Annotated in this window: 13 protein-coding genes; 12 read left to right on the top strand and 1 reads right to left on the bottom strand. The window is 45.6% G+C overall.

What is annotated here, in order from left to right; genetic code table 11:
* Nucleotides 1–500: 500 nt before the first annotated feature.
* The 7 genes from clpX to BHE18_RS13625 all read left to right on the top strand — a co-directional run bounded on the left by clpX (nt 501) and on the right by BHE18_RS13625 (nt 9,553).
* On the top strand, nt 501–1,772 hold the full coding sequence (clpX, locus tag BHE18_RS13655; RefSeq protein ID WP_071619108.1) for an ATP-dependent protease ATP-binding subunit ClpX: 1,272 nt from the start codon (nt 501–503) through the stop codon (nt 1,770–1,772).
* 502 nt (nt 1,773–2,274) lie between these two features.
* Nucleotides 2,275–3,939 carry an ATP-dependent protease LonB gene (gene lonB / locus BHE18_RS13650; protein ID WP_071619107.1) on the top strand — a complete coding sequence of 555 codons (1,665 nt, stop codon included), beginning with the start codon at nt 2,275–2,277 and terminating at the stop codon, nt 3,937–3,939.
* A 133-nt stretch (nt 3,940–4,072) separates the two neighbouring features.
* Nucleotides 4,073–6,397 carry an endopeptidase La gene (gene lon / locus BHE18_RS13645; RefSeq protein ID WP_071619106.1) on the top strand — a complete coding sequence of 775 codons (2,325 nt, stop codon included), beginning with the start codon at nt 4,073–4,075 and terminating at the stop codon, nt 6,395–6,397.
* Nucleotides 6,394–6,978: a ribosome biogenesis GTP-binding protein YihA/YsxC gene (yihA, locus tag BHE18_RS13640; RefSeq protein WP_071619105.1), complete on the top strand. Its 585-nt coding sequence runs from the start codon at nt 6,394–6,396 to the stop codon at nt 6,976–6,978. Before lon ends, yihA begins: the two co-directional genes overlap by 4 nt.
* A 293-nt stretch (nt 6,979–7,271) precedes the next feature.
* Nucleotides 7,272–8,048 (top strand): transporter substrate-binding domain-containing protein, encoded by a 777-nt coding sequence (locus tag BHE18_RS13635; protein WP_071619104.1) that lies wholly within the window; start codon nt 7,272–7,274, stop codon nt 8,046–8,048.
* A 101-nt stretch (nt 8,049–8,149) separates the two neighbouring features.
* Entirely contained in the window at nt 8,150–8,797 is a 648-nt protein-coding gene (locus BHE18_RS13630; RefSeq protein WP_071619103.1) for an amino acid ABC transporter permease, read from the top strand.
* A 21-nt stretch (nt 8,798–8,818) separates the two neighbouring features.
* Nucleotides 8,819–9,553 (top strand): amino acid ABC transporter ATP-binding protein, encoded by a 735-nt coding sequence (locus tag BHE18_RS13625; RefSeq protein ID WP_071619102.1) that lies wholly within the window; start codon nt 8,819–8,821, stop codon nt 9,551–9,553.
* 103 nt (nt 9,554–9,656) lie between these two features.
* Here BHE18_RS13625 and BHE18_RS13620 read toward each other — a convergent pair whose 3' ends face one another.
* On the bottom strand, nt 9,657–10,142 hold the full coding sequence (locus BHE18_RS13620; RefSeq protein WP_071619101.1) for a LiaI-LiaF-like domain-containing protein: 486 nt from the start codon (nt 10,140–10,142) through the stop codon (nt 9,657–9,659).
* 390 nt (nt 10,143–10,532) lie between these two features.
* Here BHE18_RS13620 and hemA point away from each other — a divergent pair, with 390 nt between their 5' ends.
* The 5 genes from hemA to hemB are packed head-to-tail and all read left to right on the top strand — an operon-like array spanning nt 10,533 to nt 15,470.
* Complete coding sequence (gene hemA, locus BHE18_RS13615; RefSeq protein ID WP_071619100.1) at nt 10,533–11,885, top strand: glutamyl-tRNA reductase; 1,353 nt, start codon at nt 10,533–10,535, stop codon at nt 11,883–11,885.
* Between the two features lie 15 nt (nt 11,886–11,900).
* On the top strand, nt 11,901–12,734 hold the full coding sequence (gene ccsA, locus BHE18_RS13610; protein WP_071619099.1) for a cytochrome c biogenesis protein CcsA: 834 nt from the start codon (nt 11,901–11,903) through the stop codon (nt 12,732–12,734).
* A gap of 17 nt (nt 12,735–12,751) precedes the next feature.
* Nucleotides 12,752–13,684: a hydroxymethylbilane synthase gene (gene hemC / locus BHE18_RS13605; RefSeq protein ID WP_071619098.1), complete on the top strand. Its 933-nt coding sequence runs from the start codon at nt 12,752–12,754 to the stop codon at nt 13,682–13,684.
* Nucleotides 13,684–14,475: a uroporphyrinogen-III synthase gene (locus BHE18_RS13600; RefSeq protein WP_071619097.1), complete on the top strand. Its 792-nt coding sequence runs from the start codon at nt 13,684–13,686 to the stop codon at nt 14,473–14,475. Before hemC ends, BHE18_RS13600 begins: the two co-directional genes overlap by 1 nt.
* Nucleotides 14,476–14,495: 20 nt before the next feature.
* Complete coding sequence (gene hemB, locus BHE18_RS13595; protein ID WP_071619096.1) at nt 14,496–15,470, top strand: porphobilinogen synthase; 975 nt, start codon at nt 14,496–14,498, stop codon at nt 15,468–15,470.
* Nucleotides 15,471–15,506 lie beyond the last annotated feature (36 nt).

The raw sequence follows: 15,506 nt of genomic DNA, 5'->3' as shown, positions 1-15,506 counted from the left end.
CATAAGCCGAATCGGCCACGAAGGCGTTCTTTGCCTTCTTGGTCGGTTTGACTTATGACATGTGCCTCTAAGCCCTGTAGCTGGACAGGTGAGACCCCGCAGGAGCTTTAGCTCCGAGGAGGCTCACGGGCTACCCGCGGAAAGCGAAGTCTTGCACGGAAATCAACAGCGTCAATATAAGAACAAAATATCCTTTAACGATTTTCAACAGAGGAAAAAGAATAATAACCTGCAATTATGGATAAACCTTAATAGCAGGGACAAATTTAAAACCACCTACTTGCAACTCTTCTTTCATTATCTGATACATAAAACAATTAAGTAAAATATTTGCTAAAATGTCCGATACATAATAAGATGATTCTTAAGAATCGTATAATTTTTTTACGAACATATACTGTGATAAAATGCAATACATAACTTAGTGGAGAAGATAGCAAGTTCTCGGTCGTCCATTATCAAGATGGATTCAAGAAGTATTAATGAAGGGGTGAAAGGCATTGTTTAAATTTAACGATGAAAAAGGACAGCTGAAATGTTCTTTTTGCGGAAAAACGCAGGATCAAGTGCGTAAATTAGTAGCAGGACCAGGTGTATACATCTGTGACGAGTGCATCGAGCTTTGTACGGAAATTGTAGAAGAAGAGCTTGGCACAGAAGAAGAAGTGGAATTCAAGGACGTTCCTAAACCGAAGGAAATCCGTGAAATCCTCGACGAATATGTCATCGGACAAGACCAGGCCAAGAAGTCGCTTGCCGTTGCCGTTTACAACCACTACAAACGCATCAATTCCAGCAGCAAAGTGGATGATGTTGAACTATCTAAAAGTAATATTGCTATGATCGGGCCGACAGGAAGCGGTAAGACATTGCTTGCGCAGACACTTGCCCGCATCCTGAATGTTCCATTCGCTATAGCTGATGCGACTTCTCTAACAGAAGCAGGATATGTAGGTGAAGACGTTGAGAACATTCTGTTGAAGCTGATCCAGGCTGCTGATTATGATGTGGAGAAAGCCGAAAAAGGCATTATCTATATCGATGAAATCGATAAAGTGGCAAGAAAATCAGAGAATCCTTCCATCACTAGGGATGTTTCAGGGGAAGGCGTACAACAGGCTCTATTGAAAATTCTTGAAGGAACGGTGGCAAGCGTGCCTCCACAAGGCGGTCGTAAGCATCCTCATCAGGAATTCATTCAAATCGATACGTCCAATGTCCTATTCATTTGCGGCGGTGCATTCGATGGAATTGAGCAAATCATCAAACGCCGACTTGGCCAAAAGGTCATCGGTTTCGGTTCCGATCCTAAAAATGCCGAAGTGAAAGAAGATAAGTCACTTCTTTCAAAAGTGGTACCTGAAGATTTATTGAAATTCGGTCTGATTCCTGAGTTCATCGGGCGTCTTCCAGTGATTTCAAGTCTTGAGCCGCTTGATGAAGAAGCATTGGTTGAAATTCTGACAAAACCTAAAAATGCATTAGTGAAACAATATCAAAAAATGCTTGAACTTGATGATGTAGAATTGGAATTCACAGAAGACGCGCTGCTTGAAATTTCGAAAAAAGCAATCGAGCGTAAAACTGGTGCCCGCGGACTTCGTTCCATCATCGAGACCATGATGCTTGATGTGATGTTCGATCTTCCTTCCCGTGACGATATCAAAAAATGTATCATCACGAAAGAAACGATTCTCGAAGATGCATCACCGCAGCTCGTTCTCGAAGACGGCACAGTCATCGATCCAAACGAAGAAAAAACATCAGCATAACAGCTTCTAAAAGCCCGGAATGATTTATCATTCCGGGCTTTGTTTTGTGTATTTATAATTTCCTGTTAAATAAATAAGGAATAACAAAAAATTAGTGAGTTATAGTGGTATAAATAGCAGTACGGAGTTGATTGGAGCGGAAGGTGCTCGACTCCTGCGGGATGTGCGGGACAGGTGAGACTTGTCCAGCTCCGGGGCTCTTAGAGGCACATGTCATAAGTCAAACCGGTCAAGAAGGCAAAGAACGCGTTCGTGGCCAATTCGCCTTATGCCCCCCTCCTCGTCGCTGCGCCCCTCCATTTTTCCAACCCACAGGAGCGCAGCGACGAGGAGGCTCACCGCCCGCCCCGCGGAAAGCGAGCACCTGCAGCGGAAATCAACGGACTTTGTAGATACTATAATGCATTTTTCCCAGCCTTAAGTCATAAATTTTTTTGTTTATTCCCACAACCTCAAGGAGATACTAACCCGTAACAACTTGTATCTACTTGGAGGGAGACGAATGAGCTTTACTAGCATCGCTTTATTTATCCAATTATTCTTCGGAATTATCATTGGATTGTACTTCTGGAACCTTCTCAAAAATCAACGTAATCAAAAAGTGACCATCGACCGTGAATCAAAAAAAGAAATGGAAGAACTGCGAAAGATGAGATCCATCTCGTTGACAGAGCCTCTCGCTGAAAAAGTAAGGCCGACGAGCTTCGATGATATCATCGGACAGGAAGATGGAATCAAAGCATTGAAGGCTGCCATTTGCAGTCCGAATCCCCAGCATGTAATCATCTATGGGCCTCCCGGAGTGGGTAAAACGGCTGCTGCCCGCCTTGTACTGGAAGAAGCCAAAAAGAACTTCAAGTCCCCATTCAAATCAAGCGCTGTCTTTGTGGAATTGGATGCGACTACTGCCCGATTCGATGAAAGAGGGATAGCCGATCCATTAATCGGTTCTGTCCATGATCCCATCTATCAAGGTGCTGGAGCCATGGGGCAGGCAGGTATCCCGCAGCCGAAACAGGGTGCCGTGACAAATGCGCACGGGGGCGTATTATTTATTGATGAAATAGGGGAATTACACCCGATTCAGATGAATAAACTTTTAAAAGTTCTCGAAGACCGTAAAGTTTTCCTTGAAAGTGCTTATTACAACGAAGAAAATCATCAGATTCCGACTCACATACATGATATTTTCAAAAACGGCCTTCCGGCGGATTTCCGATTGATTGGAGCCACCACACGGACCCCAAATGAAATCCCGCCTGCCATCCGTTCCCGCTGCATGGAAGTATTCTTCAGGGAACTGGAGCAGGATGAGGTGAAAAAGGTGGCGGCCCGCGCTGTGGATAAAGTCAAGATGAAGATCAGTGAAAAAGGACTCGATACTCTTGCATCTTATTCCCGGAATGGACGGGAAGCAGTGAACATGGTGCAGATCGCTGCTGGTGTGGCGATCAATGAAAACAGAAATGAAATTTTTGATCATGAGCTGGAGTGGATTATTCAGTCAAGTCAGCTGACGCCGCGCTATGAGAAGAAAATCAGTGAAGAAGCAACGATAGGGGTTGTGAACGGCCTTGCAGTGACAGGCCCGAATACGGGATCGCTTCTTGAAATCGAAGTAACCGTCATCCCTGCACAGGATAAAGGCACTATCAATGTAACGGGCATCGTCGAGGAAGAAAGCATCGGTGATCGCAGCAAGTCGATCCGCAGGAAAAGTATGGCTAAGGGATCGATTGAAAATGTCATCACGGTCCTTCGCTCAATGGGCGTGCCGGCAGATCAATATGATATCCATGTCAACTTCCCGGGCGGGATCCCGGTTGACGGACCTTCCGCCGGAATTGCAATGGCACTCGGCATATACTCTGCCATATACCGAATCCCGGTCAAACATAACCTGGCATTAACCGGGGAAATCAGTATCCATGGATTCGTGAAACCTGTCGGAGGCGTATATCCAAAAGTGAAAGCTGCGAAGCTTGCCGGTGCCGAAACGGCCATCATCCCTCACGAAAATCAGCAAAGTATGATAGATGAAATCGAAGGGATTGAAGTCATTCCTGTCAAACATCTGAAGGAAGTCCTCGATTTGGCATTGATCAAAGACCAGATGGGCACAACCGATACAGCGATTTTGAACGAAACGAATAAAAAAAGCGTTTAAACATGGCCGATTCGGGTCCATCCGAATCGGTTTGTTATTGAGTATCGCTCCAAGCATCTATTTAATAGACACTACCTAGTAAATAAGTTAGAATTGTACAAAGGCTAAGAGCCTAATTTTGGAGGTGTTAGATTTGGCAAAGCAAAATAAAATAACGGTTCCCCTCCTTCCATTAAGAGGCTTACTCGTATTTCCTACTATGGTCTTGCATTTAGATGTAGGCCGTGAGCGCTCCGTACAGGCTTTGGAAAAAGCCATGATGGATAACCATTTAATTTTCTTAACAACACAAAAAGACATGAATATAGATGAGCCTGAACAAGAAGATTTTTATGAAATGGGAACACTGACAAAAGTAAAGCAGATGCTGAAATTGCCTAACGGGACGATCCGCGTCCTTGTGGAGGGATTGAATCGTGCATCGATCACTGCCTTTACGAAAGAAGAAGACTTTTACGAGGTGGAAGTGGAAGAACTCCATGATCCAATCGAAAAGGAATCAGAAACTGATGCACTGATGAGAACATTATTGAACTATTTTGAGCAATACATAAAGCTTTCCAAGAAAGTATCAGCAGAAACATATTCAACCGTCTCCGATATTGATGAGCCGGGAAGACTTGCCGATATCGTCGCTTCCCATCTCCCACTGAAGATGAAGGAAAAGCAGGCAGTCCTGGAAATACTCGATATCAAGAAGCGTCTTCAAATGGTGATTGAAACCATTAATAATGAAAAAGAAGTCCTCAGCCTGGAGAAAAAGATCGGTCAGCGGGTTAAGCGTTCAATGGAGCGTACGCAGAAAGAGTATTATCTCCGCGAGCAGATGAAGGCAATCCAGAAAGAGCTCGGGGATAAAGAAGGAAAGACTGGTGAGATCGAAGACCTTACCTCAAAGATCGAACAGGCCAATATGCCTGAAGAAGTCGAGCAGACCGCGTTGAAAGAGCTGGCGCGCTATGAAAAGGTCCCTTCAAGTTCTGCGGAAAGCTCCGTCATCAGGAACTATATCGAGTGGCTCGTTTCCCTTCCATGGTCCACGGAAACCAAAGACCAGCTCGACATCAAACGTTCAGAAGCAATTCTGAACCGCGATCATTACGGTCTTGAAAAAGTAAAAGAGAGAGTATTGGAATATCTGGCTGTGCAGCAGCTGACGAAATCATTGAAAGGTCCGATCCTCTGTCTTGCAGGACCTCCGGGAGTGGGGAAAACCAGTCTCGCCCGTTCAGTCGCTGAATCTCTCGGCCGGAACTTCGTCCGCATCTCACTCGGAGGTGTAAGGGATGAGTCTGAAATCAGGGGTCACCGCCGTACCTATGTAGGTGCGATGCCCGGGCGCATCATCCAGGGAATGAAAAAAGCCGGAACAGTCAATCCGGTATTCCTTCTTGATGAAATCGATAAGATGTCCAGTGACTTCAGGGGAGACCCCTCTTCTGCGATGCTGGAGGTACTTGATCCGGAACAGAACGCCAACTTCAGTGATCACTATATTGAAGAGACCTATGACCTGTCCAAGGTGATGTTCCTAGCGACGGCAAATGACCTGTCCACGATTCCGGGGCCGCTCAGGGATCGTATGGAAATCATCACGATTGCAGGTTATACCGAGCTTGAGAAGATGAATATCGCGAAGCATCATCTGTTGACCAAGCAGATCAAGGAACACGGATTGACCAAGAATCAACTGCAGGTAAGGGATGAAGCGATCGTGGATATCGTCCGTTATTATACACGTGAAGCGGGTGTCAGGAGCCTTGAGCGTCAGCTTGCTTCGCTTTGCAGAAAAACGGCGAAAATCATCGTTTCGGGTGAGAAGAAACGTGTCGTGATCACGAGCGGGAATATCGAAGACTTCCTCGGCAAGAGAAAATTCCGGTATGGGCAGGCCGAAATTGAAAACCAAATCGGTGTTTCGACCGGTCTTGCTTACACATCGGTCGGCGGTGATACACTCCAGATTGAAGTGTCGCTCGCCCCTGGTAAAGGTAAACTTGTTCTTACAGGTAAGCTTGGGGATGTCATGAAAGAATCTGCACAGACAGCATTCAGCTATGTGCGCTCCAAAGCGAAAGATCTTGGAATCGATGAAGAATTCCATGAGAAATGGGATATTCACATCCACGTCCCTGAAGGAGCCGTACCGAAAGACGGTCCTTCAGCCGGCATCACCATCACCACTGCCCTTGTATCTGCCCTGACTGGTAAATACGTAAACAGGGAAGTGGGGATGACAGGTGAAATCACTCTCCGCGGAAGGGTCCTTCCAATCGGAGGTTTGAAAGAAAAATCATTAAGCGCCCATCGTGCTGGAATCAAAACGATCATCCTGCCGAAGGATAACGAGAAAGACATCGAGGATATCCCTGAAAGTGTAAGGGGAGATTTAACTTTCATTCTTGTATCCCACATTGATGAGGTCTTAGAGAAAGCATTAGTAGGTGAAAAGAAGTGAAAGTACATCAAGTTGAATTAGTAATCAGTGCCGTCAGGCCAGAACAATATCCTGAAGGGGACCTGCCGGAGTTTGCACTGGCCGGAAGGTCCAATGTGGGAAAATCATCCTTCATCAATAAGATGATCGGCCGCAACAGCATGGCGAGGATTTCTTCCAAGCCTGGTAAGACCCAGACGCTTAACTTTTATAAAATCGAGGAAACGCTTTATTATGTGGATGTACCTGGATACGGCTATGCGAAAGTATCCAAGAAAGAACGTGAAGCATGGGGTAAGATGATCGAAACGTATATCACTTCCAGGGATCAGCTGAGGGCCGTCATCCTGATCGTCGATCTCCGTCATCCTCCGACAAATGATGACGTGATGATGTATGGGTTTCTAAAGCATTACGGCATCCCCTGCATCATCATTGCGACGAAAGCCGATAAGATACCGAAAAGCAAATGGCAAAAGCATCTCAAAGTCACCAGGGAATCCCTGAACCTGGAAGAAGGGGACGAACTGATCATGTTCTCCTCCGAAACAGGACTTGGCAAGGATAAAGCCTGGGATGCCATCAAATCGTTTTACAAATAATCGTAACTGATAAAAAAGAACTGCTTCGTTAGTGAAATACTAACTATTGAAGCAGTTCTTTTTTTATGCTTATTCCCATATGGAGGAGTAAATACCTAACGGCAGCAAGCAATATCAAGTATATGAAAGGGATATGCCGCATACTTGTTTAAATCTGAGCTCAGTTCATGTCACCTTTAATTATGCGTTATTTTACATAATTATAACTAAATTTGAATTTTGAGAATTTTCTCTTTTATTGATACAATTGTGAAAGATATACAGAATTACATACTAAAGGGGGACTTCGAAGAGTGAAGAAATTGACAGGTTTACTGGTATTGGCATTGGTACTTATTCTTTCCGCATGCGGAGGGAAGGCGACAACCGAAAGCGGAGCGGAACTTGTAGAGGAAGGGAAGCTGGTCTATGCAGCCTCCGGGGAGTTCAAACCGTTCAGTGTTACCGAGGGTGACGGGAAGATGTCAGGATTCGATATCGACGTTGCTGAAGCGGTGGCAAAGGAATTGGGACTTGAGCCCGAACAAAAGAAGTTCAAGTTTGCAGGTATCGTTGAAGGAGTCAAATCCGGACGCTTCGATGTTGCGGTAGCAAGTCATACGATCACGGAAGACAGACTTAAAGAAGTGAACTTTTCAACTCCGTACTATTACTCCGGTCCGCAGATCTTTGTCCGTCCAGACAGTTCCGTCCAGACGCTTTCAGATTTGGAAGGAAAGGAAATCGCGGTTTCCAAGGGATCTACTTATGCAGACACTGCGAAGGAAGTGACTGACAACATCCAGCAGTATGACAGTGATGTCGTCGCACTTGAAGCATTGAATAAAGGGAAGCATGACGCTGTCATCACCGACTTTGCCACAGGTAAAGAAGCGATTTCTTCAGGATTGAACCTTGAAGAACGCGAATTGATCGGGAGCAGCAAACAGGCGATCGCCGTCAGCAAGGATAATGATGCATTGCTTGAAGACATCAACAAAGCACTTGAAAAGCTGAGAGAAGATGGAACGCTTAAGGAAATCAGTGAAAAGTACTTTAATACAGACATCACAACAGACCCGGAAGAGTAAGCGCAGCATGATGGAAAGCGAATGTGCTTCGTGTGCACATTCGCTTTTTTTAACGAAATGATCCGGGCAGCAACAGCAAATAATTGAATGGAGGAACATCCATGCATTTTATCGAAACGTTTGCAGATACATATGACATCTTTTTAAAAGGGATGCTGCTTACATTCCAATTGACGGTCGTATCCGTGTTGATCGCGATTGTCATCGGACTATTTTTTGCATTTTTAAAAATATCAAAAGTGAAGCCGCTGGAGCTTCTGGCTGATTTATATATCTTTGTCGTAAGGGGTACGCCGCTGATCGTCCAGATCTTTATCTTCTATTTTGGACTGACTGCCCTTAATATTTCCGGATTCTGGTCCGTAGTCCTTGGTCTCGCCTTTCATAACGGGGCTTACATCGCGGAGATTTTCAGGGGGGCCATCCAATCCATCGACCGCGGTCAGATGGAAGCGGGCCGCTCGCTGGGAATGAGTAATGGACTGACGATGAGAAGGATCATCCTGCCCCAGGCATTCAGAAGGGCACTCCCGCCACTCGGGAATCAGTTTATCATCGCGCTGAAGGATTCATCTCTTGCTTCCTTCATCGGAATGTTTGAACTCTTTAGTGTCGCAACGACATTGGGTTCAAATAACTTCGATTACATGACATACCTGCTGATCGTAGCAGTCTACTACCTCGTGCTTGTCCTTGTATTCTCAACAATTGTGAACATCATCGAAAAACGTATGTCTGTCAGTGATTAAATCGATTCTGGAGGGATGAATATGAGTCAGGAAATGATCAAGGTTGAAAAGTTGAATAAATCCTTCGGCGATTTACATGTACTGAAGGATATCGATATGAGTGTGAGGGAAAGTGAAGTGGTCTGCTTGATCGGGGCCAGCGGATCAGGGAAAAGCACATTGCTCCGCTGCCTGAATTTTCTCGAGCTGAAAGACAACGGCAAGGTGGTTTTTGAAGGGGAGGAAGTCAATCAGGATACACATGACCTCAATAAAATCCGCCAAAAGGTGGGAATGGTATTCCAGCACTTTTATCTGTTCCCGCATATGACCGTTCTTGAGAATGTGATGGAGGCGCCGGTTCACGTAAAAAGGGTACCGAAAGCAGAAGCAAGGAAGAATGCGAAGGAACTGCTGAAAAAAGTAGGACTTGCCGAAAAGGAGGATGTCTATCCTTCAAAGCTGTCGGGAGGCCAGAAACAGCGTGTCGCCATCGCAAGGGCGCTTGCGATGAAACCTGATATCATGCTGTTTGACGAACCTACCTCCGCGCTCGATCCCGAGCTTGTAGGGGAAGTGCTTGCCACCATGAAGGAGCTGGCCCTCGAGGGTATGACGATGGTCGTGGTCACCCACGAAATGGGCTTCGCACGTGAAGTCGGCGACCGCGTCGTCTACATGCACGACGGGAAAATCGTGGAAGAAGGATATCCGAAAGAAATGTTTACAAATCCAAAACAGCAAAGAACCAAGGAATTCTTGGATTCTGTGCTGTAGATAACAAAATGCCCATTCCCCGCAAACTAGGGGAATGGGCATTTTATATTCGGTCACCCGCGGAAAGCGAAGTCCTGCACGGAAATCAACTGCAGCGGGTAATCTATTTTTTCCTAATAAACAAAAGATAAGCGCCGATGAGGATGATGACGACCGGCCAGAATTCCCATGCAGACCCGACCCTTCCTTCGATCAAACCGAGATACCCCGTCACTTTATCAGAGAATAATAGAATGACAGCCAAAGAGAGAAAGAGAATCCCCTGAAACAGTCCATTCCCCGTTCTCTGATACCTCAATAGGAACCCCAATGAAATGATCAAGATGAAAGTCCCCATATGATCCGGCCAGATCTCAAGCTTGTTGACCACATGAAAATGCACCCCGAAACCGACAAGAATCGTGCCCGGCAGGATCGCTTCATAGTCGCGTGCGCCGTATCCCTGGGCCAAAAAGGCGATGCCGACAATCACCAACAGCGTGGGCCATGTGAAGAAATCCTGGAATAGCATGATGTTCTTCTGCTGCAGATAGAAATAAAGACCAAAACCAATCAATATGAATCCCGGAAAAATTCGTTGCTGTTTCATGACCGACCTCCAGAAATGAGTTGTAAATTGCATTGAAGTAAGTAAATCATAATCCGGCGATTTGAGAGTGAGTAAATAGGTTTATTTTCGCAGGAATTAGGAAAAATGATATAAAGCGTATGTAAATCCGATGTAATGGTGTGAAACGTTTCCATAACTTGATTCTTTCAGCATGTTTTGATAACCTACATTAGTAGGAAATGTCGAAAATTGAAAGAAATGAAACGGTTTACATTGATGTTCTGTTTATTGATCAACACTATCGTTGATTTTTATATGGTACATCATATCACAGCCAGGTTTCAATTTCTGTTCACATTTACGGACAAAGGAACTTAAGGGACATGTTATAATAAGGGTAATGATTTTATTGGGGGTGTAAGGCATAACATGTATACAATTGTCGTTGGTTTAAATTATAAAACGGCCCCTGTTGAGATTCGCGAACGTTTATCATTCAATGAAACTGATCTTCCATTTGCCATGAGGCAATTAAAGGAAAAGAAAAGCATTCTTGAGAATGTGATTGTTTCCACTTGTAATAGAACGGAAGTATATGCAGTAGTCGATCAGCTTCACACAGGTCGTTATTATATTAAAGATTTTTTAGCACAATGGTTTGATATTGATAAAGAGGAGTTCACCCCGTACTTGTTTATTTATGAGCAGGAAGGAGCGGTCGAACACCTTTTTAAAGTGTCCTGCGGTCTTAATTCAATGGTCCTTGGAGAAACGCAGATACTGGGCCAGATCCGCACAAGCTTCTTGACAGCACAGGAGGCGGGGACAACCGGTACGGTATTCAATCACTTGTTCAAGCAGGCTGTGACAGTGGCGAAAAAAGCCCACTCGGAAACAGAAATCGGCTCGAATGCAGTATCCGTCAGCTATGCAGCGGTCGAGCTTGCCAAAAAGGTATTTGGCAGCCTTGAAAACAAGCATGTCCTCATCCTTGGTGCCGGTAAGATGGGGGAACTTGCCATCAAGAACCTTCATGGCAGCGGTGCGACCAAGGTGACGGTCATCAACCGCACATTCGAAAAGGCCGAAGCGCTTGCCGGACGTTTCGAAGGAAAAGCAAAAACGCTTCAGGAACTTAACTGTGCTCTCATCGAGGCAGATATCCTGATCAGCTCGACCGGGGCGAAGGACTTTGTCATTTCAAAAGAAACGATGTCTTACGTGGAGCGCATGAGAAAAGGACGTCCGCTCTTCATGGTGGATATTGCCGTGCCGCGTGACTTGGATCCCTCCATCGGTGAACTGGAAAGTGTCTTCCTTTATGACATCGATGATCTTGAAGGGATCGTCGAAGCCAATCTGGCTGAGCGCAGAAAAGCTGCTGAGCAGATCGAATTGATGATCGAAGCTGAAATCGTCGCGTTCAAAGACTGGCTGAATATGCTCGGAGTCGTGCCTGTCATCTCGGCACTCAGACAAAAAGCACTTGCGATCCAGGCGGAGACAATGGAAAGCATCGAACGGAAAATGCCGAACCTGACCGACCGGGAACGCAAAGTCCTCAGCAAACATACGAAGAGCATCATCAACCAATTGCTGAAAGACCCGATTTCACAAGCAAAAGAACTTGCTGCCCTTCCTGATGCCGAAGATAAACTCGATTTATTCGTTTCCATCTTCAACATCGAGAAACAAGTGCAGGAACAGACACAACTGAAAGCAGCCAATGAAAAGAGTGACAGCAAAGGGAGCTTCACTCCACAACCTTCTTTTCATGCGTAAGTGAGGTTATTGTCTATGTTTGAACAAACGATGACTAGGCTGCACGAACTGATGATTGTTCTGTATGCTATTAGTATCCTGTTTTATTTTATAGATTTCTTAAACAAAAACCGGAAGGCAAATCTTTTTGCCTTCTGGTTACTTGCAATTGTTTGGGTCCTTCAAACAATTTTTTTATTTCTGTACATGATCGATACAGGCAGATTTCCCGTCCTCACCATTTTCGAGGGGCTTTATTTTTATGCCTGGGTACTGATTACACTGTCACTGGTGATCAACCGGCTGCTCCGGGTTGATTTCACCGTGTTTTTCACAAATGTACTGGGATTCATCATCATGGCCATCCACACGTTCGCACCCGTTCAGGTAGAGTCGCGTGCTATGGCGGAGCAGCTGGTTTCTGAACTGCTTCTGATCCATATTACGATGGCCATTCTTTCCTATGGGGCGTTTTCACTGTCCTTTGTGTTCTCTCTCCTCTACTTACTGCAGTTCAAGCTGCTGAAAGAAAAAAAGTGGGGGCAGAGATTATGGAGAATCAGCGATTTGTCCAAACTTGAGAAGATGTCGTATATCTTGAATGCGATCGGCGTTGCCATGCTCCTTCTCAGTCTGATACTTGGTCTGCAGTGGGCCTTTATTAAATTACCAAACTTCATTTTGTATGACCCGAAAATTATAGGATCATTCATTCTATTAATTTTATACAGCATTTACTTATATCTCAGAATCAAGAAGAACGTATTCGGTAAATCACTGGCGATGTTGAATGCCGCTGCTTTCCTGATCATCCTGATCAATTTCTTCTTGGGAAGCCGGCTTTCATCCTTCCATTTCTGGTATTCATAAGCTTTCAGGAGGTAATCATGAGAAAAATCATTGTAGGATCCAGACGAAGTAAATTAGCACTCACACAAACGAATTGGGTGATCGATCAGCTGAAGGCAATCGATCCCTCTTATGATTTTGAGGTGAAAGAAATCGTGACAAAAGGCGATCAAATCCTTGACGTCACCCTCTCTAAAGTTGGCGGAAAAGGCCTCTTTGTTAAAGAAATCGAACAGGCCATGCTCGATAAAGAGATCGATATGGCCGTACACAGCATGAAGGATATGCCCGCTGTACTGCCTGAAGGGCTGACGATCGGATGTATACCCGAACGTGAGGATCACCGTGATGCGTTCATCAGTAAAAATCATGTGGCACTGAAGGATCTTCCTTCAGGCGCTGTCATCGGGACGAGCAGTCTGCGAAGAGGCGCACAGATCCTGTCAGTACGACCGGATCTTGAAATCAAATGGATCCGCGGTAATATCGATACGCGCCTTTCCAAGCTGAAGAACGAAGACTATGATGCCATCATCCTTGCTGCGGCAGGGCTGTCCCGGATGGGCTGGACCAGCGATGTCGTAACCGAATTCCTCGATCCCGACCTCTGCCTGCCGGCTGTAGGCCAGGGGGCACTTTCGATTGAGTGCCGCGAAGATGATAAAGAACTGATGGACCTGCTTGACCGCTTCTCTGACGAAGAAACAACTAAGACAGTGACTGCAGAAAGAGCGTTCCTTCATAAAATGGAAGGCGGATGCCAGGTGCCGATTGCCGGGTACGCTGAGCTGAAAGATAGCGGTGAAGTAGCCCTGACAGGTCTTGTGGCATCACCGGACGGCGGGACGATCTATAAAGAATACATGACAGGGACAGACCCTCAAACGGTCGGTGAGAAAGTTGCTGAAAGCTTGACAGAGCTTGGTGCCAAAGAACTGATCGACAGCGTAAAAGAGGAGCTTGACAAATAATGAACGGTGAAAAGCCTTTAAATGGAATAAAGGTGCTCATCACCAGGGGAAGAGAGGGAGCCGGGGATTTCGGCTCCCTTATTGAAGGATACGGGGGAATTCCGGTAGTGATTCCCCTCCTTGACTTCAAACTGTATGATGATCCGCGGAAGGATTCGTACCTGTCTAAAATACATAATTATGAATGGATCGTCTTCACTAGCAAAAATGGAGCTGCATATTTTATCGATCTGCTTGAGGAGAACGATATACCCTTATCCTCGCTTTCAGCCAAGTTTGCAGCGGTAGGGACCAAAACGGAAAAGTACTGCGAAAAACGGGACGTCACCGTTTCATTTGTACCGGCTGATTTCACGGGGGATGATTTTGCACGCCAGTTCCTTTCTGAAAAGAAACCAGGAGGAAAGGTGCTTGTTCCAAAAGGAAATCTCGCCAGGGACGTCATTGCAAAAGAATTGAACGGCTCGGGGGTTCACTGTGATGAGTGGATCGTGTATAAGACATTCCTGCCGGAAGACAGCATCGCAAAGCTAAAAAAAGTCATAGAGGGAGAAGGCGTTGACATCCTGACCTTTACAAGTTCCTCGACCGTCCATCACTTCATGCAGGTAATTGAAACGTATTCACTTCAGGACGGGGTCCTGAACCTTCCGGCGGCGTGTATCGGGCCGCTGACCAAAAAGACGGCTGAAAAGTACGGATTACATGTAAAAATCTGTCCAAACACGTATACTGTAGATGAAATGGTATCAGAAATGATACAGTATGCTGCTGGCATCGATCAATTATGATTACACCGGAGGTATTATAAATGAAAGATCTAACATTCAATCGCCATCGCCGCTTAAGACAATCAGAAAATATGCGTGCGTTAGTAAGAGAAACGCATCTTAGAAAAGAAGATTTGATTTATCCTTTATTCGTTGTTGAAGGTGAAAATATCCGTAAGGCTGTTCCTTCCATGCCCGGTGTGTTCCATATTTCCATGGACAACCTGAAGGCAGAAATGGATGAGATTGCTTCACTCGGTATTAAATCAATCATCCTGTTCGGAGTACCGGCTGAAAAAGATGAACTCGGGAAACAGGCTTATCATGAACATGGAATCGTGCAGAGGGCTACCCGCTTCGTGAAAGAACTCTACCCTGAGATGGTCGTCGTAGCGGATACATGCCTTTGCCAATACACAAGCCACGGTCACTGCGGAATTGTGAAAGACGGAAAAATCCTGAATGACCCGACCCTTGACCTTCTTGCAAAAACAGCCGTAAGCCAGGCGGAAGCTGGAGCGGATATCATCGCACCTTCCAATATGATGGACGGATTCGTCGCAGCCATCCGCCACGGGCTGGATGAAGCAGGATTTACGGATGTTCCGATCATGTCGTACGCAGTGAAGTACTCTTCAAGCTTTTACGGACCGTTCCGTGATGCCGCTCATTCGACTCCTCAATTCGGGGACAGAAGGACATATCAAATGGATCCGGCTAATCGTCTGGAAGCATTGCGCGAAGCCAAATCTGATATCGAAGAAGGAGCGGACTTCCTGATCGTCAAACCGGCTCTCTCCTACATGGATATCATGAGGGAAGTAAAGGACCGTTTCAACGCACCGGTTGTTGCCTATAATGTAAGTGGAGAATACAGCATGGTCAAAGCCGCAGCAGAAAACGGCTGGATCAATGAACAGGAAATCGTGATGGAAAAGCTGACAAGCATGAAGCGTGCAGGGGCAGATCTCATCATCACGTATTTTGCAAAAGACGTGGCAGGCTGGCTGTCGTAAAGAAAGAGTTCAATTTCCGCATTTTTTTAAAGGAGG

Origin of the sequence: Rossellomorea aquimaris, assembly GCF_001877785.1 — a bacterium.
Lineage (GTDB): Bacteria > Bacillota > Bacilli > Bacillales > Bacillaceae_B > Rossellomorea > Rossellomorea aquimaris_A.
This window is presented reverse-complemented; position numbering and strand designations above follow the sequence as displayed.